This is a genomic window from Spectribacter acetivorans (assembly GCF_031846305.1).
GTDB lineage: Bacteria > Pseudomonadota > Gammaproteobacteria > Nevskiales > Salinisphaeraceae > Spectribacter > Spectribacter acetivorans.
On record NZ_JAVRHY010000003.1, the window covers coordinates 220,899 to 245,810 of the forward strand.

General features: G+C 66.2%; 22 protein-coding genes and 1 other RNA gene. 9 read left to right on the top strand and 14 right to left on the bottom strand.

Features of this window, described 5'->3' with window-relative positions:
• Window positions 1–13 precede the first annotated feature (13 nt).
• A complete protein-coding gene (locus RM531_RS04855) occupies window positions 14–1,126 on the bottom strand; it encodes an esterase/lipase family protein (protein WP_311657695.1) in 1,113 nt (370 codons plus the stop codon).
• Between the two features lie 79 nt (window positions 1,127–1,205).
• On the bottom strand, window positions 1,206–1,982 hold the full coding sequence (locus tag RM531_RS04860; protein ID WP_311657697.1) for a glycerophosphodiester phosphodiesterase: 777 nt from the start codon (window positions 1,980–1,982) through the stop codon (window positions 1,206–1,208).
• A 95-nt stretch (window positions 1,983–2,077) separates the two neighbouring features.
• Between RM531_RS04860 and metC the strand changes: the two genes are divergently transcribed.
• Complete coding sequence (metC, locus tag RM531_RS04865; RefSeq protein ID WP_311657698.1) at window positions 2,078–3,247, top strand: cystathionine beta-lyase; 1,170 nt, start codon at window positions 2,078–2,080, stop codon at window positions 3,245–3,247.
• Here the strand turns inward: metC and nadC are convergent, their stop codons facing one another.
• From nadC to egtC, 3 genes are all read right to left on the bottom strand, one after another.
• Entirely contained in the window at window positions 3,248–4,129 is an 882-nt protein-coding gene (gene nadC / locus RM531_RS04870) for a carboxylating nicotinate-nucleotide diphosphorylase (RefSeq protein WP_311657700.1), read from the bottom strand. It lies immediately after the preceding gene.
• 99 nt (window positions 4,130–4,228) lie between these two features.
• On the bottom strand, window positions 4,229–5,368 hold the full coding sequence (locus RM531_RS04875) for an SUMF1/EgtB/PvdO family nonheme iron enzyme (RefSeq protein WP_311657701.1): 1,140 nt from the start codon (window positions 5,366–5,368) through the stop codon (window positions 4,229–4,231).
• Window positions 5,362–6,132, bottom strand: a complete 771-nt coding sequence (egtC, locus tag RM531_RS04880; protein ID WP_311657702.1) for an ergothioneine biosynthesis protein EgtC — start codon at window positions 6,130–6,132, stop codon at window positions 5,362–5,364. The genes RM531_RS04875 and egtC overlap by 7 nt, the downstream gene beginning before the upstream one ends.
• A gap of 67 nt (window positions 6,133–6,199) precedes the next feature.
• Between egtC and egtD the strand changes: the two genes are divergently transcribed.
• Complete coding sequence (gene egtD / locus RM531_RS04885; protein WP_311657703.1) at window positions 6,200–7,189, top strand: L-histidine N(alpha)-methyltransferase; 990 nt, start codon at window positions 6,200–6,202, stop codon at window positions 7,187–7,189.
• Between the two features lie 327 nt (window positions 7,190–7,516).
• Here egtD and argF read toward each other — a convergent pair whose 3' ends face one another.
• The 3 genes from argF to RM531_RS04900 all read right to left on the bottom strand — a co-directional run bounded on the left by argF (window position 7,517) and on the right by RM531_RS04900 (window position 10,299).
• The gene (gene argF, locus RM531_RS04890; protein WP_311657704.1) at window positions 7,517–8,437 is read right to left on the bottom strand and encodes an ornithine carbamoyltransferase; all 921 of its coding nucleotides are present in this window, start codon (window positions 8,435–8,437) and stop codon (window positions 7,517–7,519) included.
• Between the two features lie 4 nt (window positions 8,438–8,441).
• Window positions 8,442–9,620: an acetylornithine transaminase gene (locus tag RM531_RS04895; RefSeq protein WP_311657705.1), complete on the bottom strand. Its 1,179-nt coding sequence runs from the start codon at window positions 9,618–9,620 to the stop codon at window positions 8,442–8,444.
• A gap of 73 nt (window positions 9,621–9,693) precedes the next feature.
• Entirely contained in the window at window positions 9,694–10,299 is a 606-nt protein-coding gene (locus RM531_RS04900; protein ID WP_311657706.1) for a superoxide dismutase, read from the bottom strand.
• 138 nt (window positions 10,300–10,437) lie between these two features.
• Here RM531_RS04900 and RM531_RS04905 point away from each other — a divergent pair, with 138 nt between their 5' ends.
• The 5 genes from RM531_RS04905 to RM531_RS04930 all read left to right on the top strand — a co-directional run bounded on the left by RM531_RS04905 (window position 10,438) and on the right by RM531_RS04930 (window position 16,874).
• Window positions 10,438–12,003 (top strand): hydantoinase B/oxoprolinase family protein, encoded by a 1,566-nt coding sequence (locus tag RM531_RS04905; RefSeq protein ID WP_311657708.1) that lies wholly within the window; start codon window positions 10,438–10,440, stop codon window positions 12,001–12,003.
• Between the two features lie 34 nt (window positions 12,004–12,037).
• Complete coding sequence (grxD, locus tag RM531_RS04910) at window positions 12,038–12,367, top strand: Grx4 family monothiol glutaredoxin (RefSeq protein WP_311657709.1); 330 nt, start codon at window positions 12,038–12,040, stop codon at window positions 12,365–12,367.
• A 167-nt stretch (window positions 12,368–12,534) separates the two neighbouring features.
• Window positions 12,535–14,304: an isocitrate dehydrogenase (NADP(+)) gene (icd, locus tag RM531_RS04915; protein ID WP_349255392.1), complete on the top strand. Its 1,770-nt coding sequence runs from the start codon at window positions 12,535–12,537 to the stop codon at window positions 14,302–14,304.
• Between the two features lie 81 nt (window positions 14,305–14,385).
• A complete protein-coding gene (locus RM531_RS04925; RefSeq protein ID WP_311657710.1) occupies window positions 14,386–15,201 on the top strand; it encodes a competence/damage-inducible protein A in 816 nt (271 codons plus the stop codon).
• 32 nt (window positions 15,202–15,233) lie between these two features.
• Entirely contained in the window at window positions 15,234–16,874 is a 1,641-nt protein-coding gene (locus RM531_RS04930; protein ID WP_311657711.1) for a putative bifunctional diguanylate cyclase/phosphodiesterase, read from the top strand.
• Here the strand turns inward: RM531_RS04930 and RM531_RS04935 are convergent.
• Together RM531_RS04935 and ppsA are read right to left on the bottom strand one after the other, a co-directional pair.
• On the bottom strand, window positions 16,856–17,719 hold the full coding sequence (locus tag RM531_RS04935; protein ID WP_311657712.1) for a DMT family transporter: 864 nt from the start codon (window positions 17,717–17,719) through the stop codon (window positions 16,856–16,858). The two genes, RM531_RS04930 and RM531_RS04935, sit on opposite strands and share 19 nt — an antisense overlap.
• A gap of 32 nt (window positions 17,720–17,751) precedes the next feature.
• Window positions 17,752–20,088: a phosphoenolpyruvate synthase gene (gene ppsA, locus RM531_RS04940; protein WP_432280500.1), complete on the bottom strand. Its 2,337-nt coding sequence runs from the start codon at window positions 20,086–20,088 to the stop codon at window positions 17,752–17,754.
• Between the two features lie 125 nt (window positions 20,089–20,213).
• Here ppsA and ppsR point away from each other — a divergent pair, with 125 nt between their 5' ends.
• Window positions 20,214–21,047, top strand: a complete 834-nt coding sequence (ppsR, locus tag RM531_RS04945) for a posphoenolpyruvate synthetase regulatory kinase/phosphorylase PpsR (RefSeq protein ID WP_311657714.1) — start codon at window positions 20,214–20,216, stop codon at window positions 21,045–21,047.
• Window positions 21,048–21,186: 139 nt separating this feature from the next.
• Entirely contained in the window at window positions 21,187–21,660 is a 474-nt protein-coding gene (locus RM531_RS04950) for a DUF1249 domain-containing protein (RefSeq protein WP_311657715.1), read from the top strand.
• A 16-nt stretch (window positions 21,661–21,676) separates the two neighbouring features.
• On the opposite strand, the gene RM531_RS04955 is transcribed toward RM531_RS04950, so the two are convergent.
• From RM531_RS04955 to ssrA, 4 genes are all read right to left on the bottom strand, one after another.
• Window positions 21,677–23,422 (bottom strand): potassium/proton antiporter, encoded by a 1,746-nt coding sequence (locus RM531_RS04955; protein ID WP_311657717.1) that lies wholly within the window; start codon window positions 23,420–23,422, stop codon window positions 21,677–21,679.
• Between the two features lie 60 nt (window positions 23,423–23,482).
• On the bottom strand, window positions 23,483–24,085 hold the full coding sequence (locus RM531_RS04960) for a methyltransferase domain-containing protein (protein WP_311657719.1): 603 nt from the start codon (window positions 24,083–24,085) through the stop codon (window positions 23,483–23,485).
• Between the two features lie 129 nt (window positions 24,086–24,214).
• Window positions 24,215–24,352 (bottom strand): PIN domain-containing protein, encoded by a 138-nt coding sequence (locus RM531_RS04965; protein ID WP_311657720.1) that lies wholly within the window; start codon window positions 24,350–24,352, stop codon window positions 24,215–24,217.
• 105 nt (window positions 24,353–24,457) lie between these two features.
• Window positions 24,458–24,817: a transfer-messenger RNA gene (ssrA, locus tag RM531_RS04970) on the bottom strand.
• Between the last annotated feature and the right edge of the window lie 95 nt (window positions 24,818–24,912).

Consider the following 24,912-nt stretch of genomic DNA (forward strand, 5'->3'; position numbering starts at 1 on the left):
CCGGCGCGGCGGGTCAGTCGACGGCCGCCTGCGCGTAATCCATCAGCGGCGGCTCGCCGGCCGCCAGATGCGGGTCGGGCGGCCCGTTGCCGACCGTGCTGGCCACGATCGTCAGCAGATCGGCCGCGCGTTGCGGCATGGCCAGTTCGGCAAGATCCAGCGGCAGTAGCCCGCACAGTTCCGACGCCCCGCCGGCGCGAGTCACATCGGCCGGCCCCGGATTGCTGATAGCGTCCAGTGCCAGCGCGAAGGTCAGGGTATCGGTGGTGCCGATGCTGAAATGCTCCGCCAGGTGTCCGGGGCAGACGTCCTGCAACAGGATGTTCGCCACGCGCGGATTGTCCTGGTCGAAATCGAGCGCCGCCGTGGGTACGGGCGCGGCGGGTTGGACCAGCTCGTCAAACAGCGTGTAGACGCTGGTGTAATCGACATCGCCGGGCGTCTCGTCGCCGCTGTTCACGGCGGCAACGAAATCCGAGCCCGGCGCGAACTGGTAGATGGCCTCCGGGACCAGCCCGATCGGCAGGCTGCCTAGTCCCGTCAGATCGAACAGCTGCTCACCCAGCGCGGCCGGCAGCGACACGGTCGTACCGTGATTGGGGCCGGCAATCAGCACGAAATCGGCCACCGCGTCCCGGGCCGAGGGGAAGAAGCGCAGCGCCCAGCGGGGCATGGAGGCGCCCTGACTGTGCCCGATCATGGCCACCTCGCGGCCGGTTTCGCCATGAATGCGGCGCAGGGCGTTGACCACGTATTCCGCGGATATCTGCTGGTCGATCAGGCCCCGGTCGGGATAGGTGACGATGCACACGTCGAAGCCGCGGCTGACCAGTTTCGGGGCATAAAAGGCGGTGTACTGCTCGGTGCCGGTGACGGTGGTGCCGTGGATCAGCAGCACCGGCGGCTTGTCCGGATTCTCGAACGGGGTGCAGTTCAACGCCGCGTCGAGATCGGCCTGCGCCGTGCGCAGCGGCGGGTCGTTGCTGGTATCCACCGTGCCGGCGCCGGCGCCGGCGTCCGGCTGGCCGGGACCGGCCAGACTGGGCCCGCCACTGCCCCCGCCGCCGCACGCGGCCAGCAGACAGGCGCCGAGCAGGGCCGGCAGGAGTCGTTCGGTGCTGGACATGGTCACTCCGGTTTCTGGAAAGCAGTCTTATCGCATTGTGCGTCATTCCGGGGCGGGTGCAAAGCGCCTGACGCCGGTGTCAGGCATGGCGCAGCATGCCCGCCACGGCCACGGCGTGATTGGTGAACAACCAGTCCACCCCGCGCATGGCTTCCCTTGTCACCAGCCCGGCGCGGCGGGGAAATCCCACGCCGACGCGCTGGCCGCTGGCGTGATGATGCGCCAGCCGGCGGCGCCCGATCAGCGCGAACGGGCCGGCCATGCCGGCACAGCCCCGGGTCAGGGCGAAGCGGCTGATGGCCGCGACATTGGTGCGGGCCACCGGCAGCCAGGCGGACGGCGGAACGCCGTCGGCGTGATCGAACAGGGCGGGCGCCAGCGACAGTAGGTGGAAGTCCCGGGCTGGCTCGAGGCCTCCCAGCGACGCGGAGAGCGGTTTGTCGATCGCCGGCCGCGGCGCGGTTTTGAGCTCGATCATCAGGTGCAGCCGGCCGGCGAATCGCTCGATCAGTTCATCCAGGTGGGTCAGCCCCGGGCAGGCCTGGCGAAGACAGCGAAAATCGGTATCGGCAACCTGCAGCGGCGTGGCGAAGACCCGCGCGGTATCGGGGTCATGCATCAGTATCGGCTCGCCGTCCCGGGTCCAGCGAACGTCGCATTCCAGGCCCCAGACACCGTGATCCGGCAGCGGCGCGAACGCGGCGAGGGTGTTTTCGGCAATCCCCGGATCGCCGCGCTCGCCGCGATGCGAGATCACCCGTAGCCCGGCCCGTTCGGCGTCGGTGCAGGGGCGTCGCGGCAGGGTCGCCAGGGCAATTTCGGCGGCGTTTAGCAGGGTGTCGGAAAGGGGCGCCACGGCATGTCTGGGCAGGGTCGACTCATCCCGGCAGTATACGGACGAACCCGTCGCCGCCTGTATCCTGCGGCGTGGACAGCCTGGAGAGTATTGTCATGGACAAGCCCACCCGCCTGGTGCATGGCGGCCGCGAACCGCGCCGTCAGCACGGCATGGTCAATCCGCCCGTTTATCACGCGTCCACCGTTATCTTCCCGACCGTCGACGCGCTGGAGTCGGCGGCCGCCAATCCGTTCGAGGGGGTCTATTACGGACGCTTCGGCACCCCCATCCATTTCGAGCTCGAGGGGCTGCTGGCCGAACTCGAGGGCGGTGCCGGTTGCGTGACCACCTGCTCCGGACTGGCCGCCATTACCGTGGCGCTGATGAGCGTGGCAGAAGCGGGCGGGCATCTACTGGTGGCGGACAATATCTATCTGCCCACCCGCAAGCTCTGCGCCGGCATGCTGGCGCGCCTGGGCATGACCACCAGCTTCTTCGATCCGCGGATTACCCCGGCGGCGCTGGCCGAGTTGATGCGGCCGGAGACCGTGGCGCTGGTGCTGGAGGCGCCGGGCTCGCTGACCTTCGAGATGCCGGATGTGCCCGCCCTGACTGCGGTGGCGCGGGCGCGCGATGTGGCGGTGATTGCCGACAACACCTGGGCCACGCCGATCGGTTTCCCTGCTTTCGAGCACGGGGTGGACATCAGCATCCAGGCGGCTACCAAGTACGTGGTCGGCCACGCCGACGCCATGCTGGGGGCGGTCACGGCCAACGAGAGCTGGTATGCAACCGTGCGCCGCACGGCGGTCGAGATGGGCTATTGCGCCGGGCCCGACGACGTCTATCTGGGACTGCGTGGCCTGCGCACGCTGGACGTGCGCCTGGCCCGCCACGCCGACAACGCATTGCGGCTATGCGACTGGCTGGCCGGCCGCCCGGAGGTGGAAGGATTGCTCTACCCGCCGCTGCCCGGCGACCCCGGCCACGCCATCTGGCGGCGGGATTTCCGCGCTGCCTGCGGCCTGTTCGGGGTGCAGTTGAAGCCCTGTTCCCGCCACGCTCTGACCGCGATGCTGGACGGGCTGGAACTCTTCGGCATGGGTTTTTCCTGGGGCGGCTTCGAAAGCCTGGTGCTGCCGGTCAATCTGACCGGGGCCCGCAGCGCCACCGAATGGACCCACGAGGGTCCGCTGCTGCGTCTGCATGCCGGGCTCGAATCGGCGGATGATTTGATCGCGGACCTGAAGGCCGGGTTCGACCGGCTGGCATCGGCGACCTAGTCAGTCCATCTGCAGCCGCATGGAGAAATCGGTGGCGGTGACGTTCTTGGTCAGCCCGCCGATGGAGATGCGGTCCACCTCGGTGTCGGCGTAGTCGCGGATATTGCGCAGGCTGATATCGCCGGAGGCCTCGGAGATTACGCTGCGCCGGTTGGGTAGCAGATGGCGGCGGCACTTGTTCACCGCCCGCGACAGGATGTGGCTGGGGAAGTTGTCCAGCAGCACCGAATCGGCATCGGCGGCCAGCGCTTCGTCCAGCTCGTTGAGATTTTCCACCTCCACCTGAAGCATCAGTTCCGGATGGGCTTCCCGCGCGCGGCTGACGGCCTCGGCAATCGAACCGGCCGCGGCGATGTGGTTTTCCTTGATCAGGATGCCGTCGAACAGTCCGAAGCGGTGGTTGATGCCGCCGCCGCAGCGCACGGCGTATTTCTGCGCGCTGCGCAGGCCGGGCAGGGTCTTGCGGGTATCCAGAATATGGACCCGGGTACCCTTGACGCGGTCCACGAAACGCCGGGTATCGCTGGCCACGCCGGACAGCAGTTGCAGGAAATTCAGCGCTGTACGCTCGCCGGTGAGCAGGCTACGGGCCGGCCCGCGGACTTCGCAGAGAATGGTGTCGGGTTTCAGGGAATCGCCGTCGCGGTAATGCCAGGTGACCCGGCAGCGATCGTCCAGCTGGGTGAACACCGCCTCGAACCAGGCCGCGCCGGCGAGTACGCAGGCCTCCCGCGCCACCACCCGGGCGGTGGCGGTGCGGTCCTCGTCGACAACTACGGCATTGCGATCGCCGTCGCCGATATCCTCGGCCAGGGCGGTGGCCACCGTTTCGGTGATGTCGTCCGGCGGGGTGAGTGCGTCGTCTGGCTCGGCGGAAGTCATGAAATCCGGCATCCATTCAGGTTTGTCAGAAATGAAACGGTTGCCCGCTGCGGGTCATCCCGCGCTGCAGTATAGAGGCCTCGGTGGCGTCTGCCGAGGTCAGATAGTCAGCCTGAGACCGGCGAATACGTGCCGGTGGGTGGCCGGGTAGAAATTGCGGAAGCTAGGCCGGTGAATGTCGGGCCGGGTATGGCGGCTGGCTCCGCGCAACACCCGGTGGGCCCCGTCGAACCAGGGGGTGGAGTAGCCCTCGTAGGGAAAGCTGCGGAAACCCGGATAGGCAAACAGCGGGTTGGCGCTCCATTCCCACACCTGCGCGACATCAGCCAGGTGATCGCTCTGCCGGGCGGTCTCCCATTCGTGTTCGTGTGGCAGCCGGGCGTTCATCCAGCTGGCGAAGGCATCCGCCTCGTGGGCACACAGCCCGTGAACCGGCGCCGCCGGCAACAGGGGGTCCGCCGGGTTCGCGCTGACCCAGCCGCCGTCGGGATGCGGGCGCCAGTGCTGGGGGCAACCGGTGCCGGCATGGTCCCGCCATGCAAGACCATCCGCGGTCCAGTGCCGATTCTGGTGGTACCCGCCGTCCTGCATGAAGGCCAGCCACTGGGCGTTGGTCACCGCGTGGCGCGCGATGCGGAAGGCAGCGAGATAAACCGTATGGGCGGGCTGCTCGTTGTCGTAGGCGGCGATGCTGTCGGTGCCGACCGGGGACTCGCCGCCCGCGACCGCGACCATCGCGGGTGTCGGATCGGCCGCGTCGCGTAACACCGCGCCTTCGGGCGTGGCCTGCGCCCGCGCCTGATAGTCGGCCATGGTCATGGTTTCCAGATGCTGGGCGTAGTGCTGGATCAGGAAATACGGCAGGTAATTGTCCGCCATCAGACGATGCCCGCTTCTATGCGCCTGCGCCCACCAGGCGTGGTTGTCGTGCTCCAGCGTTCGGGTCCAGTCGAGAATGGCCTCGGTCGACGGCAGCCGGGCCGTGCGCTGGTCCTTGGGACAGAATTCGGGAAAGTACAGATCCTGCCAGTCTGCGGTGGCTTTGGTGTCGCCGAACAGTACTTCGCGCAGCCAGTAGGTCTCGACGAAGAAGACGTGGCCGAGGTGCCAGGCCAGGGGGCTCAGCGCCGGATGGGGCTGGGCGCGGGTCGAGATGCCGTCGCGTTCGGCCTTGACCAGCATGGTTCGGCACTGGGCGCGCAGCTCACCCAGCCGTTGTTCCCGCGTCGGGGTCAGCATGGTTCGACCGTCGGTGCGCGGCCGGGCGCAAGGCTGATCTGGTGCTGCGGCGGCACCGGTTGCCAGCCGGGATGGTCGTCGAGGTTCTCCGAGGCAATCAGGCAGCCGTCGCCGAAATCCGGATGGGCCTGGTGGAAGTACAGGCTGGGGCAGTCGGCGCCGATGGCGGCGCGGGTGGCGTGCAGCATCTCGCCGTCGCTGATCAGCAGGTTGAGCAGGGCGCGGTCGTCATCGCCGTCGAGACGGGTGCGCAGCCAGGCGACGGTTTGTCGCAGGGCGTCGGCCGGCTGGGTCTGCTGTTCACGGAGCCAGGCGAACAGGTATTCGGAATCGGTATTGCCCTGGATGTCGGCCTCGAAGGCGGGCGAGAGGCCGGCGCGCAATTCCCGACGCAGTCCGGCGGCGAAATCGGCGATGTAGCCGTTGTGGGTGAACAGCCAGTTGTCAGCGGCGAAGGGCTGGGTGTTGACGTCGCTGGTGCCCAGGCCGGTGGTGGCGCTGCGGACGTTGCCCACCCACTCGCGGCTGACCAGGCTACGACCCAGGCTGTCGAGATTGATGTCGGCCCAGATCGGCAGCGGATGGCGGTACACGCCGGGACGGCCGTCCTCGCAGCGCCAGGCCACACCCCAGCCGTCGGCATTCACCGTCGCCGTGAGCATTTCCCGGGGGGCCCAGGACTGGCGATAAAGGCTGTGCGGCGGGCGCTGCAGGAAATCGGCCAGGCCCAGCGGGGGGCCCAGATAGGCGGCAATCCGGCACATGGTGCGTCATGGGCGATTCAATGACCGGATGGTAGCCTAGCCGGAACGCCCACCCAAGCATGAGTCCATGACCACCGAGTCAAGCTCGACGGCGCGGCTGTCCTGTACCAGCGTTCCGCCGGCCCGCCGCGTCCCCTCGATGATCGATGATGTGCGCGCCGGGCTGCTGTCGCCGCCGCGCTGGCTGCCGCCCAAATACTTCTATGACGAAACCGGTTCGCTGCTGTTCGAGGCGATCTGTGACACGCCGGAATACTACCCCTCGCGCACCGAGGCGGCGCTGCTGGCGGAGCACGCCGGCGAGATCATGGCGCTGACCGCGCCGCGGCATCTGCTCGAACTGGGCAGTGGCAGCAGCCGCAAGACCCGCCTGCTGCTCGACGCGTGGCCGGCGCCGGCCGGAACCTACTGGCCGTTCGATGTCTGCGCCGAAATGGTTGCCAGCAGCGGCCGGGCGCTGATCGACGATTATCCCGATCTGGTGGTGCGGGGGCTGGAAGGCGACTATCACGGTGGCCTGTCCTGCCTGCCTCTGCCGGCGGAAGGGCGCCGCCTGGTAGCGTTCCTGGGCGGCACCATCGGCAATTTCCATCCGGGTGAGGCAGAGGCGATGCTGGGCGAGATCGCCGATCTTCTGCGGGACGGTGATCACGTGCTGATCGGTTTCGATCGGGTCAAGGATCCGGCGGTGCTGGAAGCGGCCTATGACGATGCCGCCGGAATGACCGCCCGGTTCAACCGCAACGTACTCTCGGTGCTCAACCGGTCACTGGACGCGGATTTTCCGGTGGACGCGTACCGGCATCGGTCGGTCTACGACCCCGAACTGCAACGGGTGGAGATGCGGCTGCGGGCGGATCATGCGCACCGGGTGACATTCGGGCAGCTGGATACCGCGATCGACATGGCGGCCGGCGAGGAAATACTCACCGAGATCAGCCGCAAGTTCACGCCGGCGTCCTTCGGGGATCTGCTGGCGGCGGCCGGATTGGCCGAGACCGCGCATTTCGAGGCCGAGGGCGGCATGTATTCACTGGTCCTTGCGGTTCGCCGTTGACGGCGGATTGCAGGGACAGTTTCGAGTTGCGGGTTTCAAGTTTGCGGTTAGGGGGCTGCTGAAAACCCCGTTTTTCGGCAGGTCCCGTGCGGTACAAGGACGTACCGCCAAGACCATGCGCTGGAAGCGCTTGATTTTGGGAGCAAGCGCAAACCGCGTTTGCGTGCAGCGACGCTGAAACAAGGCCAGGATGGCCTTTTTCAGCAACGCCTCAGAGGACAGGCGCGGGCAACGATCCGAATGTTGCCATTGGTTCTTGAGCCTGAAACGCGAAACTTGAAACTCGAAACCACTAACCGGCCACCACAGGCTTCGGCGGCTACCGAATCAGCCCCGATCCGTCACCGGCCGGATCAGAACCTCCAGTAACGCCTTCTGCACGTGCAGACGGTTCTCGGCTTCCTCCCACACCAGGCTCTGGGGGCCGTCGATTACCTCGTCGGTGACCTCCTCGCCGCGATGGGCGGGCAGGCAGTGCATGAACAGGGCGTCGGGCGCGGCCCGGGCCATCAGGGCGGCGTTGACCTGGAAACCGGCGAAATCGGTCAGTCGCTGGTCGCGTTCATGGTCGCCGCCCATGCTGGTCCAGGTGTCGGTAATCACCAGGTCGACGCCATCCACGGCGGCCGCCGGATCATTGCCCAGCCGCACGGCCGCGCCGCCGCGTTCGACGATGTCGGCGTCCGGCTCGTAACCGGGCGGCGTGGCAATGCGCAGCGAAAAACCGAACTGTCGGGCCGCGTGGATGTAGGACTGGCACATGTTGTTCCCGTCGCCGATCCAGGCGGCGGTGCAGCCGGCGATGCGGCCGCGGGCCTCGATCCAGGTCTGCATGTCCGCCATCAGCTGGCAGGGGTGGAAGCGGTCGGTCAGGGCGTTGATCACCGGCACGCGCGAGTGCTCGGCAAAACGCTCCAGCAGGGTCTGCGAGTGATTGCGGATCATCACCGCGTCCACCATGCGCGAGATCACCCGCGCGGTGTCCTCGATGGTTTCGCCGCGGCCCAGCTGGGTGTCGCCCGGCGCCAGGAACAGGGCGTGGCCGCCCAGCTGCGCCATGCCGGCCTCGAATGACACCCGGGTGCGGGTCGAGGCCTTCTCGAACAGCATCGCCAGGGTGCGGCCCTGCAGCGTGGGCGTGAGCTGCCCGTTGCGATGGGCATCCTTGAGTTCCACCGCCCGTTCGATGATCCGCTGGAGTTCCTCCGGCCGGAAGTCGTTGAGGGTGAGGAAATGACGTACCGACATGGGGTTACTCCGCGAGAAAGGAGCGGATCAGTTGGGTGACGCGGTCGGCGAGGTCATCGGCCTCCGCGGCGGTGAGAATCAGCGGCGGCAGCAGGCGCACCACCCGTTCGGCGGTGACGTTGAGCAGCACGCCGGCCTTGCGCGCCCGTTCGACCAGGACCGCGCAGGGCCGGTCCAGCTCGATGCCGATCATCAGGCCGCGACCGCGCACGCTGATCAAGCCCTCGCAGTCCGCCAGCCCGTCACGGAAGGCCGTGGCCAGCTGCTCGCCTCGGGCGGCGGCGTTGGCGGTCAGACCCTCTGTCTCGATGGTCGAGATCACCGCCAGGGCGGCGCGGCAGGCCAGCGGATTGCCGCCGAAGGTGGAGCCGTGGCTACCAGGCCCGAACAGGGCCGTCGCCCGGCCGGCCACCAGGGTGGCGCCGATGGGCACGCCGCCGCCCAGCCCCTTGGCCAGACTCACGACATCCGGCTGCACCGCGTCGTGCTGATAGGCGAACCAGTTGCCGGTGCGGCCCACGCCGGTCTGGACCTCGTCGGCCATCAGCAGCCAGCCCTGTTGGTCGCATAACCGGCGCAGGGTCGGCAGGTAACCGGGCGGCGGCACGCGGATGCCGCCTTCGCCCTGGATGGGCTCGACCAGCACCGCGACCACGTTCGGATCGTCGGCGTGAGCCGCAACGGCGTCCGCGTCGCCGTAGGGCACCCGCACGAAGCCCGCCGGCATGGGGCCGAATCCCTTTTGCGCCTTCGGGTTGCCGGTGGCGGCCAGGCTGGCCAGTGTCCGGCCGTGAAACGCGCCCTCCATGACCAGGATGCGCGGTTCCTCGATGCCCTGGCGGTGGCCGTGCAGCCGGGCCAGCTTGATCGCGGCCTCGTTGGCTTCGGCACCGCTGTTGCAGAAGAACACTGCTTCCATACCGGCCAGATCGCACAGGCGGTCGGCCAGCGTTTCCTGATGCGGAATCCGGTAGAGATTGGACGTGTGCAGAATGCCGGCGGCCTGATCCTGCAGCGCCTGCACCATGGCCGGATGGGCATGGCCCAGGGCGCTGACCGCGATGCCGGCCAGGGCGTCCAGATAGCGGTTGCCCGCGGTATCGGTCAGCCACACGCCCTCGCCATGGCTGAATGCCAGGGGCTGGCGGGCGTAGGTCGGGATGAGGTGATCGGGTTCGTTCACGGTGTCTTTAAACGCAAAGGCCCCGCCGCACCAGCGACGGGGCCGATTATCGTCGGAAGCCTCGGCGCCGGCGTTAGCCGACCTGTTCGAACTTCCTGGCAATGCCGTCCCAGTTGACGACGTTCCACCAGGCTTCGACGTACTCCGGCTTGCGATTCTGGTACTTGAGGTAGAAGGCGTGCTCCCACACGTCCAGCCCCATCAGCGGCGTGCCCTGGACGGGCGCAACGTCCATCAGGGGGTTGTCCTGATTCGGGGTCTTGACGATCTCCAGCTTGCCGCCGGTGGGTACCAGCCACACGAAGCCGGAACCGAACAGGCCGGTGGCGGCAGTGGTGAACTGGTCCTTGAACTCGTCGAAGGAACCGAAGGAATCGTCGATGGCGCTGGCCAGCTTGCCGTCGGGCTTGCCGCCGCCGCTGGGCGACATGCTGTCCCAGTAGACGATGTGGTTGTAGTAACCACCGCCCTGGTTGCGAACCGCGTCGCCGTGCTGGCCGGCCTTGGCGAGGATATCCTCGAGCTTCTGATCGGCCAGCGGGGTGTTGTCCACAGCCGCCTTGAACTTGGTCAGGTAGGCGTTGTGGTGCTTGTTGTAATGGATTTCCATGGTCCGACCGTCGATGTGCGGCTCGAGCGAATCGTAGTCATAGGGCAGATCGGGTAGCTCAAAGGCCATGTAATTCCCCTTTGGTTTGATCGACAGAATGTCTCGACTGCGCCCACAATGCTATGGGTGAACGCAGGGATTTCAATGGTGCGCCGGGTCAGACACAGGATTATGACATGAGCCACCCCCGGGTCGGGACCCACTGACGTGACGGCGATCGAGCTCAGCCTGTTCGCGCACCGCATCCGGGCCGTATGCGAGGAAATGGGGGCGGTGCTCCAGCGTGCCGCCTTTTCGCCCAACATCCGCGACCGGCTGGACTTCTCCTGCGCAGTATTCGACGCCAGCGGCTATCTCTCCGCCCAGGCCGCGCATATCCCGGTGCATCTCGGGAGCATGGCCTATGCCATGCGGGGCATCGTCAGCGACCGCGACTGGGCGCCCGGCGACATGCTGGTGCTCAACGATCCATTTCTGGGCGGCACGCATCTGCCGGACGTGACCATGATCGCGCCGCTGTTCGACCGCGGCCGGCTGATCGCATTTGTCGCCAATCGCGCCCATCACGCCGACATCGGCGCCGAATCCCCCGGTTCCATGCCGCTTTCCTCGTCGCTGGACGAGGAGGGGCTGGTGATTGCCCCGACCCGGCTGCTGTGCGATGACACGATAGATGCGGGCGTGTTCGAGCGACTGGTGGCGCCGCTACGCGATGCCACCATCTCGCGCGGTGACTTTTCCGCCCAGATCAGCGCCAACCGGGTGGGATTGCAGCGTCTGCAGGCGCTCATCGACGCCCAGGGGGCGGACGGCTTCCTGCAGGCGCTGACCGATTACAACGAGTACGCCCGCCGGCTGGCGGCCAGCGCGCTGGCGGCGATTCCGGACGGCGACTACCGCTTCACCGATCATCTCGACGACGATGGCCAGGGCAACCGCGACCTGGCCATTGCCTGTCGCATCCGGGCCCGGCAGGGCGCGATGCAGGTGGATTTCACCGGCAGCGCGGGCCAGACCGCGGGCAACGTCAACTGCCCCATCTCGGTTACGGCTGCCGCCACCCTGTATGTCTTTCGCTGCCTGATGCCGGCGGATCTGCCCGGTTGCGCCGGCGCGTTTCACGATATCGATATCTCGGCACCGGCTGGCAGCCTGCTCAATGCGCAGCGGCCGGCGGCGGTGGCGGCCGGTAATGTGGAGACCAGCCAGCGCATCGTCGATGCGGTACTGGGGGCGCTGGCCGAAGCGCTGCCCGAGCGCATTCCCGCCGCCAGCCACGGCGGCATGAATAACCTTGCGATGGGCTGGCACGAGGGCGAGCGGCCCTGGGACTATTACGAAACCATGGGCGGCGGCCTCGGCGGCGGCCCGGTTCGCACGGGCGCCTCGGCAGTACAGGCGCACATGACCAACACCCGCAATACGCCGGTGGAAGTGCTGGAACGGCATTTCCCGGTGCGCGTGCGCCGCTACGAAATCCGCCGCGGCACGGGCGGTGATGGGCGGCACCCCGGCGGCGACGGGCTGCTGCGGGAACTCGAATTCCTGGGCCCGGCCCGTTACACCCTGCTGACCGAGCGGCGCCGGCGCGCCCCCTGGGGCCTGGCCGGCGGTAGCGATGGCGCCGTGGGTGACAATTGCCTCAACGGTCAGGCGCTCCCGGGCAAATGTCAGGGCCGAGTGGGGGCGGGTGACCGGCTGGTCGTGGCCTCGCCGGGTGGCGGCGGCTGGGGCCCGGATGACCACGCTTGCCCGGACGGTGGCGTACAATAGTGGCGTTGGTCCCACGATACGGAAACGACAACCCATGACTGGCGACGCGCTCGAAATCATTCGACAGGAAGTCGAGAACAACCCGGTGGTGCTCTACATGAAGGGCAGCCCGGATTTCCCGCAGTGCGGTTTTTCCGCGCAGGCCGCCGAGGCCCTGAAAATCTGCGGCGTGCCGTTCAAGGCGGTGAACGTGTTCGAGGATGAGGAAATCTATCGCCAGGGGGTGAAGCTCTACTCCAACTGGCCGACGATTCCGCAGCTGTTCGTCAAGGGCGAACTCGTGGGCGGTTCGGACATCATCATCGACCTGTACAAGTCCGGCGAACTGCAGACCATGCTGCAGGAGGCCGCCGACGCGGCCTGATTTCGCACTTCTCGAGGTTACCGAAACCCGCCCGGCCACGTGCCCGGCGGGTTTTTTCGTGAATGCATCCCGGCTTAGCCGACACCCGGCGGTCATGGCGCGGGTGTTAGAATGGCGCACAACAACCCCGCGCGACGATTCATAAACGCCAGGAGGAGTGCGCACGCATGGCCTACAAGCACATCCGCTACCCCGAGTCCGGACACAAGATCACCGTGGAAAACGGGCAGATGCAGATTCCCGACAACCCGATTCTGGGTTATGTCGAGGGTGACGGCATCGGTCCGGACATCACCAAGGCCTGTCTGCGCATCTGGGATGCTGCGGTGGAAAAGGCCTATGGCGGCAAGCGCAAGGTGCACTGGGCCGAACTCTTCATGGGAGAGAAGGCCGCCCGCCTGTATGACGGCGACTATTTCCCGGCGGAAACGCTGGATGCGATCCGCGATCTCTGGGTTGCCATCAAGGGTCCGCTGACCACTCCGGTGGGCGAGGGCTTCCGCTCGCTCAACGTCTCCCTGCGCCAGGCCCTGGATCTATACGCCTGTGTGCGCCCGGTGCGCCACTACGCCGGCGTGCCCAGCCCGCTGAAGGACCCCGGCAAGGTCGACGTGGTGATCTTTCGCGAGAATACCGAGGACGTCTACTGCGGCATCGAGTACCAGTCCGGTACCGAGGAAAACGAGAAGCTGGCCAAATTCCTGCGTGAGGAAATGGGCGCCAGCTTCTTCGACAAGGCCGGTATCGGCATCAAGCCGATCTCCGAGTTCGGTACCAAACGGCTGGTGCGCAAGGCCATCCAGTACGCCATCGACAATGGTCGTGAATCCGTGACGCTTGTCCACAAGGGCAACATCATGAAGTTCACCGAGGGGGCGTTCCGCTCCTGGGGTTACGAGGTGGCGCGCGAGGAGTACCCCCACTGCACCATCACCGAGGACGAGCTCTACTCCGAGTACGGCGGCCGTCAGCCGGAAGGCAAGATCGTCATCAAGGATCGCATCGCCGATATCATCTTCCAGCTGATGCTGCTGCGCCCGGATGATTTCGACGTGCTCGCCACCATGAATCTGAATGGCGACTATCTTTCCGACGCCTGTGCGGCGGAAGTTGGCGGCATCGGCATCGCGCCGGGCGCCAACATGTCCGACAACATCGCGGTGTTCGAGGCTACCCACGGCACCGCGCCCAAGTACGCGGGCCAGAACAAGGTCAACCCCGGGTCGCTGCTGTTCTCGGGCGTGAACATGCTCGAGTACATCGGCTGGCAGGAGGCCGCCGACCTGATCAGCCTGGCCTACCCGGAAGTGCTGGCGGACGGCATCGTCACCTACGACTTCGCCCGCAACATGGAAGGCGCCACCGAGGTCGGCACCAGTGAATTCGCGGATGCCCTGATCGAGCAGATCAAGGGTGGCATCGACCTGGAAACCAAGCGTAAGCAGCGGGCCGAAAAGCTCGCCCGCGAGCGCAAGCAGCGCGAGATCCGGCGCCTGCTGCAGCCGCTGGAGGAGATGATCGCCTCCGGCCGCACGCCGCACACGGTGGGCGACGTGATGACCCGCACCCTGATCACCACCGACGACGCCACCACCGTGCATGACGCCATGCACCAGATGCGCCAGAGCAATGTCAGCTCGCTGGTGGTGGAGCCCAACGCCGATGGGGTGTGGGGCATCATGACCCGGCGTGACATCGTCACCAAGATCGTCAAGGAGAATAAGTCGCCGGTCGACCTGACGGTAGGGCAGATCGCCACTCGGCCGGTGATCACGGTACCGCCGCAGACCCATCTGCACGAGGCCGCCAACGTGATCTCGGAAAAGAACGTCAGCCGCCTGCTGGTGGAAAAGGACGGCGAGATGGTCGGCATCACCACCGAGACCGATATCTTCGGCGCGATCGAGCAGTTCGGGTGGATCCCCGAGCCCGAGTAGGAGCGCGCAAACCACAAAGGACGCCAAGGCTCGCAAAGGGAAAACAATTGAATTGTTTTGCGTCCTTCGCGGTTAAGGCAGATGTCTGATTCAAGTGCCTCAGCCCAGCAGTCGGCGTTCGGCGTCCTGCTGATCGGCGACGAACTGCTTAGCGGCAAGCGCAGCGACAAGCACCAGGCGAAGGTGATCGAACTGCTCGATACGCGGGGTCTCGAGCTGGCCTGGTCGCTGACGGTTGGCGACGATCCCGAACGGCTGACGGACATCCTGCGCTGGACGCTGGATCGTGGCGATGTGGTGTTTTCCTTCGGCGGCATCGGTGCGACGCCGGACGATCGCACGCGCCAGTGTGCCGCCGCCGCGGCCGGTGTGCCGACGGTCATCCACTCCGAGGGGCGGGCCGAACTGGAAGCGGTGTTCGGCGAGCGAACCTATCCCCAGCGCATCGAGATGGTGAACTGGCCCGAGGGCGCCACGCCGATCCCCAATCCAGTCAACCGGGTGCCGGGGTTTTCCTTCCGTGGTCACCATTTCGTGCCGGGTTTCCCCAGCATGGCCTGGCCCATGGTCGAATGGGTGCTGGACACGCGCTACGCGGGGGAAACGCCGGTCGAGCGCCAGGTCGAATTCCGGCTGGAGGCTCGTGATGTGGCGGAGAGCGACCTGATCGAAGCGATGAATGATGTCATCGCGGCCCATCCGGACCTGCGCCTGTCCTGCCTGCCCAATGCCAGTGGCCGACGGAGCATCGAGTTCGGACTGCGCGGAACACCGGGAAATGCGGCAACGGCGTACCACCGGTTTTCGGCGCACCTGGATGCCCTGGGCGTCGTCTGGGTGGCGCTGACCCCACCCGGTGCATGCCCCGACGCTGGTTCGCGTAACATCGAGGCATAAACGCCGCGACACGGCGCGGGAGCCGTCGGCCGATGGGTAGCAACAGCGGGTTATTCGCACGCAATCGCGCGGTGTTGCGGGCGCGGGTGTCACGCACGGCCTATGTGGGGCTGGTGATCGCCGGTCTGGCGGTGCTGGTGGCAACGTTGCTGACCGCATGGCTCGAATCCGGACGGGTTACGCCGGCCACTCTGATGGCGGCGCAGCTGCAGTCGCCGGTCCTCTGGCTGCTCGACCTCATGCCCCTGATATTCGCCTTCTGGGGCCAGTACGTCAGCGTGGTGATGGCCAGCGAGGCTGGCGCCATGGTCATGGATCAGACGGAGTCCCTGCGCGCCCGAACCCAGTACCTGGAAAGCCATGTCGCGCCGTCATCCCTTCACGACGGACTTACCGGTCTGGCCAGCCGCAACGGGTTGCTGACGGCGCTCGAGCAACGGCTGGCTGGCCCCGATCACGACCGCACAACCGTTGGCCTGCTGGTGCTGGACCTGGATGGGTTCCAGGAGATCAACAATGCGTATGGGGCGGCCGCGGGCGACGAGGTGCTGCGGGTCGTGACACGCCGACTGCGCCATGTGGTGCCGGATGGGGCGACGCCGGCGCGGCTGGACGGGGATTGTTTCGCGGTGATGTGGCCCGGCGTGCCGGACCGCGCGCAACTTGGCGATCTTGCCGCCGCGGCCGCCCGCGCGCTGGCCGATCCCTGTGCCGTCGGTGAGAGTCGCCTTAATCTGTTCGCCAGCATGGGAGCGGCCAGCTATCCGGACGACAGTCTGGATGCGCAATCGCTGCTAAGTCATGCCATGGCGGCCATGTATCAGGCCAAGCGGTCCGGCGGACATTTCCTGCTGCATGAAGCCCGGTGCGAGCCCGTTGACCCGCAGATGCTCAGTCTCACCGCGGAGTTGCGTTCGGCCATCGATCGCGATGAACTGATGTTGTTCCTGCAGCCGATCGTCAAGTGCGATACCCGGCAGCTCGTGGGGGCGGAGTGCCTGGTCCGCTGGCGGCATCCGCGACGCGGCCTGTTGCCACCGGGTGACTTCGTTCCCCGGGCAGAACGCAGCGGCCTGATCGTGCCCCTGTCTGATTGGGTGATGCGCGAGGCGCTTGCGATAGCCGCCAGCCTGCAGGGGGCCGGACACCCGCTACGTTTGTCGGTCAACGTATCCCGGCGCGCGATGGTCGAACCCGGGTTCGCCGACGCGGTTTCCCGCTATCTGGCCGCGCATAGCCTGCCTGTCGACCGGCTGTTGCTGGAGATTACGGAGGAAACCCTGATGCTGGACGAACCGGGGAGCCGCGCCGTGATGCAGCAGTTGCGCCACGCCGGCATCGGCGTGGCGATCGATGATTTCGGTACCGGGTATTCCCAACTGGCCTACCTCAAGTCGCTGCCGGTAGGGCAGATCAAGATCGACAAATCCTTCGTCAGGGACGTGACCACCTCGCCCACGGATTTGGCCATCGTGCGCGCGCTGGTGGAACTGGCGCACGCGCTGGGCATCCAGGTCGTGGCCGAGGGTGTCGAGCAGGAAGATCAGGCACAGGTGCTGGAGAGCCTTGGCTGCGATCTGTTGCAGGGGTATCTGATCGGCCGGCCGATGCCGTTCGACGCATTCAGGGCATGGATCGAGAAAACGGAGCGGTCCTACTTGCCGGCAAGCTGAGGCCGCCGCGCGAACACCACCAGACAGGCCGCGGCGATCACCAGCACGGTGCCCGCCAGGCTGAAAATATCGGGAATCTCCGCCCAGATCCACCAGCCCCAGAGTCCGGCGAAAATGACCGCCGCATAGATCAGCGATCCCACATGCGCGGCCGGCGCCACGCTGTAGGCCCGGGTAAGCAGAATCTGGCCCAGGGTGGCAAAGCCGCCGGCTCCCAGCATGGCCAGCCAGGCGCCGGGTGAGGGCGACTGCCAGAGATAGACGGCCGGCCCCAGCGAAATCAGCGTGCCCAGGGTAGTGAAGTAGAACACGATGCGGGTGGCCGGCTCGGTGGTGCTCAGGGCGCGGATGGCCACCATCGCCACCGCCGCGAGGACGCCAGCGGCCAGCCCGATCAGGCCCACCGGCGACACCAGCCCGGCGTCGGGCTTGAGAATCAGCGCTACCCCGACAAAGCCGATCAGTACGGCGGGGGCAATACGCCGGGCCGGGCGTTCGCCCAGCCACAGCCAGGCAATGAAGGGAATGAACAGCGGTTGGCTGTAGTTGAGCAGCACCGCGTTGGCCAGCTGCATACGCGAAATGGCAAAGAAGAAGCAGTACATCGCGGTAAGTCCCGCGGCGGCGCGCAGCAGATGCGCCCAGGGCCGGCGGGTAGCCAGACCCGTGAGGCCCGGCTGCAACAGCCACGGCAGCAGGATCAGCAACCCGAAAGCGTTGCGCAGGAACACCACCATGGGGTTGGGTAACTCGGCTGCCGCCAGCTTGACCAGCGCGCCCATGGTGGCGAAGGCCGCGGCACCGGCCACCGCATAAATGGCGCCGTGCTGCAGGTTCTGGCGCATGAAGGTCGGGGCGAGCCGGCCGCCCGTCCCGGTTACTGCCTGTTTTCGCCGGCCAGATACAGCCAGGTGCCGACCACGGTATCCGGGTTGAGCGACATGCTCTCGATGCCCTGATCCAGCAGCCAGCGGGCCAGGTCGGGATAATCGGATGGACCCTGGCCGCAGATGCCGATGTACTTGCCGGCATCACGGCAGGCGCGGATGGCCCGCTCCAGCATGAACTTGACCGCCGGGTCGCGCTCGTCGAACAGGTGCGAGATCAGCCCGGAATCCCGGTCCAGCCCGAGGGTAAGCTGAGTCATGTCGTTGGAGCCGATGGAGAACCCGTCGAAGTGTTCCAGGAACTGTTCGGCCATGACCGCGTTCGAGGGAAGCTCGCACATCATGATCAGCTTCAGATCATCCTTGCCGCGCTCCAGCCCATGCTCGGCCAGCAGGCGGGTGACGCCCTCGGCTTCGCCCACCGTGCGCACGAAGGGAATCATCACCTGCACATTGGTCAGGCCCATGTCGCCGCGCACCCGCTTGACCGCGGCCAGTTCCAGCTCGAAGCAGGGGCGGAAGTCGTCGGAGAGATAGCGCGAGGCGCCGCGAAAGCCCAGCATCGGGTTTTCCTCGCCGGGTTCATAGGCCTCGCCGCCGATCAGGTTGGCGTACTCGTTGGACTTGAAATCCGACAGCCGCACGATCACCGGCTCCGGCGCGAAGGCCGCGCCGATGGTGGCAATGCCCTCGGCCAGCCGGTCCACATAGAACGCCACCGGGTCTTCATAGCCGGCGATGTGGGCGGTGATGGTCTTCTGCAGGGCCGGCGTCTGCTGGTCGAATTCCAGCAGGGCACGGGGGTGCACGCCGATCATGCGGTTGATGATGAATTCCAGCCGCGCCAGACCCACGCCGCGGTTCGGTGTCATGGCGAAGTCGAAGGCCCGGTCCGGGTTGCCCACGTTCATCATGATCTTGACGCCGATGTCCGGCATCTCGTCGAGCTGGACCTCGTTGATGTCGAAGTCCAGCTCGCCGTCGTAGACGAACCCAGTGTCACCCTCGGCGCAGGACACGGTGACCGGCGTGCCGTCGGCCAGGACTTCGGTGGCATCACCGGTGCCCACCACCGCGGGAATGCCCAGCTCGCGCGCGATGATGGCGGCATGGCAGGTGCGGCCGCCGCGGTTGGTGACGATGGCGGCGGCCCGCTTCATCACCGGTTCCCAGTCCGGATCGGTCATGTCGGTGACCAGCACGTCGCCGGGCTGCACGCGACTCATCTCGCGGATGGAACTGACGTTGCGCACCCGGCCGGCGCCGATGCGCTGGCCGATCGAGCGCCCTTCGGCCAGCACCGGGCCGGTCGCCTTGAGCCGGTAGCGTTCCAGGGTGCTCGCGCCCTGGCGGCTGCGTACCGTCTCTGGCCGCGCCTGCAGGATGTAGAGCTCGCCGGTTTCGCCGTCCTTGCCCCACTCGATGTCCATCGGGCGGCCGTAGTGCTTTTCGATGATCACCGCCTGGCGGGCCAGATCTTCCGCGTCGGCGTCGGTCAGCGAGAACCGCTGCCGATCGGCCTCGTTCACGTCGACGAATTCCGTGCTTTTGCCGTGGCTGGTGTCGTCCGTGTACACCATCTTCAGCGCCTTGCCGCCGAGGATGCGCCGCAGCAGGGCAGGGCGGCCGGCTTCCAGATTGGGCTTGTAGACGTAGAACTCGTCCGGGTTCACGGCCCCCTGGACCACGGCCTCGCCCAGGCCGAAGGAACTGGTGATGAACACCACCTTGTCGAAACCGGATTCGGTATCGATGGTGAACATCACGCCGGAGGCACCGGTGTCGGAGCGCACCATCCGCTGGATGCCGGCGGACAGCGCGACCTGATCGTGGGCGAAGCCCTGATGCACGCGGTAAGAGATGGCGCGGTCGTTGAACAGCGAGGCGAACACGTCCTTGATCGCCAGCATCACGTTGTCCATCCCGCGCACGTTCAGGAAGGTTTCCTGCTGGCCGGCAAAGGAGGCATCGGGCAGATCCTCCGCAGTGGCCGAGGAACGCACCGCCACCGACATCGACTCGTCGTCGCCGGCCAGCTCCTCGTAGGCGGTTTCGATCTGCTCGGCCAGGCCCGGCGGGAAAGGGTGGTCGATTACCCAGCGACGGATGCGCTCGCCGGTTTCGGCCAGGGCGTCGACGTCGTCGGTATCCAGCTCGGCCAGTGCGGCGTTGATGCGTTCGTCGAGCTTGTCATGGGCGAGAAACTCCCGGTAGGCTGCTGCCGTCGTGGCAAACCCGCCCGGCACGTTGACCCCGGCCTCCTTGAGGTGACTGATCATCTCGCCCAGCGAGGCATTCTTGCCGCCGACGGACTCGACGTCGCCCATTCCCAGCTGCGAAAACCAAACAACGTGACGCTGACTCAAAACTCCACCCTCCGCGGGTCGCGATGTGGTCGAAAGGCGCGCATTTTACATGGTCGGCGTCCGGCGCGTCCGGCCGGTACGGCGCGATGAGCGAGGCGGCCGGCAAACGCTGGGTGTTCTTCCTGTCGGATCGCACCGGGATCACGGCCGAAACTCTCGGCGCCACGCTGCTCACCCAGTTCGATGAAGCCGAGTTCAAGCAGTCGACGCTGCCCTTCATCAACTCCGAGGACAAGGCGCGTGCGGCGGTCGAATACATCGATCAGGTAGCCGGCAGCAGCGGCATGAAGCCGATCGTGTTCTCGACCACGGTCAGCGACGAGGTGCGGGTGATCCTGCGGGGTGCCAATGCGTTGTTCCTGGACCTTTTCGATCTGTTCGTGCCGCAGCTGGAGGGCGAACTCAACGTCAAGTCGATGCACCGGGAAGGCCGGGCACACGGCATCGCCGATCGCGATACCTACCAGATCCGCATCGATGCCATGAACTACGCCCTGAACCATGACGACGGCGTGGGCGAGGACGGCTACGAGGATGCCCAGGTGATCCTGATCGCCCCGTCCCGTTGCGGCAAGACGCCGGCCAGCATCTACCTCGCCATGCAGCACGGCGTGTTCGCGGCCAATTATCCGCTGACCCCGGAGGACCTCGAGAACCAACGCCTGCCCCGCATCCTGGAGCCGCATCGCGACAAGCTCTACGGCTTGTCGATCGAGCCCGACCGGCTGCACCACATCCGCAGCGAGCGGCGGCGGGGGAGCCAGTACGCCTCGCTGCCTCAGGTGAGCTTCGAGTTGCGCCAGGCGGAAAGCCTGTACAAGCGGCAACGCATTCCTTCCAGCGACACTACCAACATGTCGATCGAGGAAATCGCCACCATGATCATGCAGGAGAAGGGCATTCGGCGGCGCACGTTCTAGCGCGACCGACGGCAGTCGTTTCCGGTTTCGTGTTTCCAGCCCCGGACGCGACAACGATGTCGGTCGATACCGCGTCGAATGCCGATTTCTCGTGGGTTCGGCACTTGGTCCCCCTTCCCACCTCGCTTATAGTCGTGGCATGAGTCTTAAAACACGACAGCATCTGGTCCGGGCCGCCACGCCGCGCAGCTTCGCGGGGCTGATGGCGCTGTATGAAAGCAACTTCCGTCGCTTCGTGCGGCTGGTCCCGGAAACCGATTTGCCTTTCGAGCAGGCCCGTTCGCGCAGTCCTACCGACCGGGACCTGCACCTGCGGGTGCTCGAGCGCTGCAAGTACACCACCACCGTGCATCTGACCTACTGGTTCGAGGACGGCGCGCCGCAGGCCGACCCCGATCTGCACATTCGTCTGTACCGCGATGCGGGCCTGGCCGAGGCCGTGCACTGCGAGGCGCAGTCCCGCTATGCCGCGTTACCCGGCCTGGACCTGGAGAACGAGCGAGCCCTGCACGCTCAGTGGCCACGCAATCTGCTACTCAACAAGTGGCTGGCGTTTCTGATCCAGCACGGGCACGGGTTCGCGGCCGTCAATCGGCCGCGCCGGCCGATCTAATCCCTCTTTCGGGGCGTCAGCCGGATCCGGGTGGCTTGTCGTCGCCGCTGCGGAATCGCAAACCTACTCGCTCGATGCGTCCGCTGGCTTCCAGCGCGCGAACTCGCAGCAGGATTCGGTCGACGCTGACCGTATCGCCCGCCACGGGTGGTCGATTGAGCCTGGCGCGAATGAACTCGTCGAGTGTTCGCGTCCGGTCCGCCGGATCGAGCTGCAGCGCGTAAATGGTCTCCAGTTCGTGCATGGGCGAATCGCCGCGCAGCATGAAATTGCCGTAGAACCGCCGTGGGCTGAGCCGGCCCTGGCCGCGTTCCATGCGGAAATAGGTAGCCAGCTTATCCGCATGCCGGGCCGGGTGGATGAGATACAGCCGATCACCCGCCTGAAAGCGGAATCCGGCGCCGGGATAGAGAAACCGCCTGCCGCGCAGCACGGCGATACAACGAACCTGTCTGCCGCGCGGCAGGGCGCCGGCGTCGTGGCCTTCGACCCGGCAATGCGGCTCGACGCGGAACAGCGACAGCATGAAGCGAAGCCGGCCGCCGCCTTCCAGCTCGTACTGATCCAGCGCCCGGCCCTGGTCCGGTATTCGCAGCCCCAGCAGTCGCGCGGCGGCCGAGATGGTCGTGCCCTGCAGCAACAGGGACACGATCACCACCGCAAAGGTGATGTCGAACAGAAAGCGGGCGCCGCTGAGCGACGCGATCAGCGGAAAGATCGACAGGATAATGGGCACCGCGCCGCGCAGGCCCACCCAGGCGATGAAAAGCCGCTCCCGCCACGGAAAGTGAAACGGCAACAGGGACAGGAACACCGCGGCCGGACGCGCCACGAATATCAGGAACAGCGCGATCAGCGACGCCGGCAGGGCGTTGTTCCAGAGCTCGCTAGGCGTCACCAGCAGCCCCAGAATCAGGAACATGCCGGCCTGCGCAAGCCAGGCGAGCCCGTCCATTACGCGGAACACGTGCTCGGTCGCGTGATTGGGCCGGTTGCCGACCACGAGGCCGAGCAGATACACGCCGAGAAAGCCGCTGCCGCCGAGCTTGTTGATCGCGGCGAACGTAATCAGCCCGCCGGACAGAATCAGCAGTGCGTACAGACCCTCGACCAGGGCAATCCGGGTCACCAGCCAGGAAAGGGCATACCCAAGCGCTACACCGCCGGCCGCCCCGATGCCGAACTGCAGCAGCAACTGGACGCCCAGACTTTGCCAACTGAAGGGCTGGGTACTGGTCAGCACTTCCAGCAGGAACAGGACCATGAATATCGCCATCGGGTCATTGGTGCCCGATTCGATTTCCAGGGTGGCGGTCACGCGCTGGTTCAGAGAAACCTGGCCCTGGCGCAGCTGCGAGAACACGGCCGCAGCGTCGGTGCTGCCGACAATGCCGCCCAGTAGCAGACCGTATCGCCAGTCCACCCCCAGCAGCCAGGTGATGAACATCCCCGTCAGCCCGGCAGAGGCCATCACGCCGACCGTAGCCAGGGACAGCGCAGGTCGCAGCGCCACGCGAAAGGTGTCGTAACGCGTGCGTAGCCCGCCATCCAGCAGAATCACCGCCAGCGCCAGATTGCCCACCAGAAACGCGACGCTGAAATCGTCGAAATCGATCTGGCCGGGACCATCCTCCCCGGCGAGCATGCCCACGCCAAGAAAGATGAGAAGCAGCGGGAAACCGAAACGGGACAGGGGCGTGGCCACCACGCTCAGGAACAGCAGCAGGCCGGCAAACAGCAGCAGGGTGTTTATCGCATCCATGCCGACATTCTAGCGGCAGGCGTTCGCCCGCCCGGTCGAATCGAATGTTCTGACAGCCGTTCAGGCCGCGAGGGAAAAGCGTGCCAGCTGGCTGGAACTTCCGAAGGCGGGGTGGGACGGCCCGATGTCGGCGAACCGCACGTCGTAGCGCTGGCGCTGCGCCACGCCGGTGCACCATTGCTGGAACTGGGCACGCGTCCACTCGAAGCGATGGTCCGGGCGCCGGCGCTGGCCGGGTGACAGGCCATGCAGCCGGTTGTATTCGCGGTTGGGGGTGGTCATCACCAGCATCCGGGGCCGCAACCGCCCGAACACTGCCTGCTCGACCTGCGGCAGGTGACCAGGGTCGACGTGTTCGATGGTTTCCAGCATCACGCCGGCGTCGACGCGCGGAATCGGCCACATGGCATCGGTGAACGAATGCAGGCACACGTGCAGGTCCGGATCCGGTCGCAGCAGGTCAATGCCGAGAACCATTCTGGCCCGGGCCAGCGCCCGGATATCCGTGTCGACGCCGATCAGGCGGGTGAATTGCCGGTGTTCGCGCAGCCGTTGCAGCAGTTCACCGCGACCGCAGCCGAGATCGGCAACGTGTCGGGCGCCGTCGGCAAGCAGCTCGCGGATGACGGCGTTGAAGCGCGCCTGATGCAGGGCAGTGGCCATGCCTCAGCGGGAGGGAAATCGGGTGCCGGGCATGACGCGATTATCGCCGCTTCGATGCCGTGACGCGAGTGCCCGGCATGGGATCGGTGGGCTGGGCGTAGCAGACAGGCGTCTGCGGTACGCCGAATTTCAGGCTTCCAGCCAGTGCTCCACAGCCAGGCCCGGAACACGCGCAAACGCCGACAGGTTGGCCGTGACCACCGTAAGCCTGAGGCTGACTGCCTGCGCCGCGATCAGCAGGTCGTTGGGGCCGAAGTGCCGAATCATGGTTTCCCGGGAGGTCAGCCAGTCTTCGCTTCAAGGTATTCCGTTGGGTTTACTGGGGCGCTAGCTTCATGCAGGCACAAAAAACCCCGCCGGAGCGGGGGTATTTGGTGGAGGCGGCGGGAATCGAACCCGCGTCCGCAGGAACTCCACCCTCGGATCTACATGCTTATTCCGCCTTTGGTTGTCGGCGAATGCTACCCGGCAGACGGGGAAAACAATCGCTTAGTCCCGTTTACTCTTAACGGGTCCGCCCGGGACGGGGCTTCAACCGCGATCCTGTGAGGTATGACGTTCGAGTCCGGAAGCACAGGCACTTGCCGGGTCGAACGCTAGCGGGTTTTAGGCCGCCAGAGCGTAGTTGTCGTCGTTGGCAACTATCTTTGTTGCAACCGGTTTATCGAGGTGGATTGCAACCTCGGCATGCACCTTGGGTTTTGACACCTGCGTCGAAGCCATGTCGCCCCCGTGAGCACCGAAGATGATAGCAGCTTGCCGTCATCGATGTGCAGTAATCGTGGGGTCGATTGGCGGCGACGCAAGGGATCGGCTCTGCCGCAGAT

Coding starts and splice junctions, on each gene's coding strand:
- RM531_RS04960 (WP_311657719.1), bottom strand. CDS start 24,085: ATGGCCACTGCCCTGCATCAGGCGCGCTTCAACGCCGTCATCCGCGAG.
- RM531_RS04935 (WP_311657712.1), bottom strand. CDS start 17,719: ATGCGCCAGAACCTGCAGCACGGCGCCATTTATGCGGTGGCCGGTGCC.
- RM531_RS04855 (WP_311657695.1), bottom strand. CDS start 1,126: ATGTCCAGCACCGAACGACTCCTGCCGGCCCTGCTCGGCGCCTGTCTG.
- nadC (WP_311657700.1), bottom strand. CDS start 4,129: ATGACTTCCGCCGAGCCAGACGACGCACTCACCCCGCCGGACGACATC.
- icd (WP_349255392.1), top strand. CDS start 12,535: ATGGCCTACAAGCACATCCGCTACCCCGAGTCCGGACACAAGATCACC.
- egtD (WP_311657703.1), top strand. CDS start 6,200: ATGACCACCGAGTCAAGCTCGACGGCGCGGCTGTCCTGTACCAGCGTT.
- argF (WP_311657704.1), bottom strand. CDS start 8,437: ATGTCGGTACGTCATTTCCTCACCCTCAACGACTTCCGGCCGGAGGAA.
- grxD (WP_311657709.1), top strand. CDS start 12,038: ATGACTGGCGACGCGCTCGAAATCATTCGACAGGAAGTCGAGAACAAC.
- RM531_RS04925 (WP_311657710.1), top strand. CDS start 14,386: ATGTCTGATTCAAGTGCCTCAGCCCAGCAGTCGGCGTTCGGCGTCCTG.
- RM531_RS04965 (WP_311657720.1), bottom strand. CDS start 24,352: ATGATTCGGCACTTCGGCCCCAACGACCTGCTGATCGCGGCGCAGGCA.
- egtC (WP_311657702.1), bottom strand. CDS start 6,132: ATGTGCCGGATTGCCGCCTATCTGGGCCCCCCGCTGGGCCTGGCCGAT.
- RM531_RS04930 (WP_311657711.1), top strand. CDS start 15,234: ATGGGTAGCAACAGCGGGTTATTCGCACGCAATCGCGCGGTGTTGCGG.
- RM531_RS04955 (WP_311657717.1), bottom strand. CDS start 23,422: ATGGATGCGATAAACACCCTGCTGCTGTTTGCCGGCCTGCTGCTGTTC.
- ppsR (WP_311657714.1), top strand. CDS start 20,214: ATGAGCGAGGCGGCCGGCAAACGCTGGGTGTTCTTCCTGTCGGATCGC.
- ppsA (WP_432280500.1), bottom strand. CDS start 20,088: ATGGGCGACGTCGAGTCCGTCGGCGGCAAGAATGCCTCGCTGGGCGAG.
- RM531_RS04950 (WP_311657715.1), top strand. CDS start 21,187: ATGAGTCTTAAAACACGACAGCATCTGGTCCGGGCCGCCACGCCGCGC.
- RM531_RS04875 (WP_311657701.1), bottom strand. CDS start 5,368: ATGCTGACCCCGACGCGGGAACAACGGCTGGGTGAGCTGCGCGCCCAG.
- metC (WP_311657698.1), top strand. CDS start 2,078: ATGGACAAGCCCACCCGCCTGGTGCATGGCGGCCGCGAACCGCGCCGT.
- RM531_RS04900 (WP_311657706.1), bottom strand. CDS start 10,299: ATGGCCTTTGAGCTACCCGATCTGCCCTATGACTACGATTCGCTCGAG.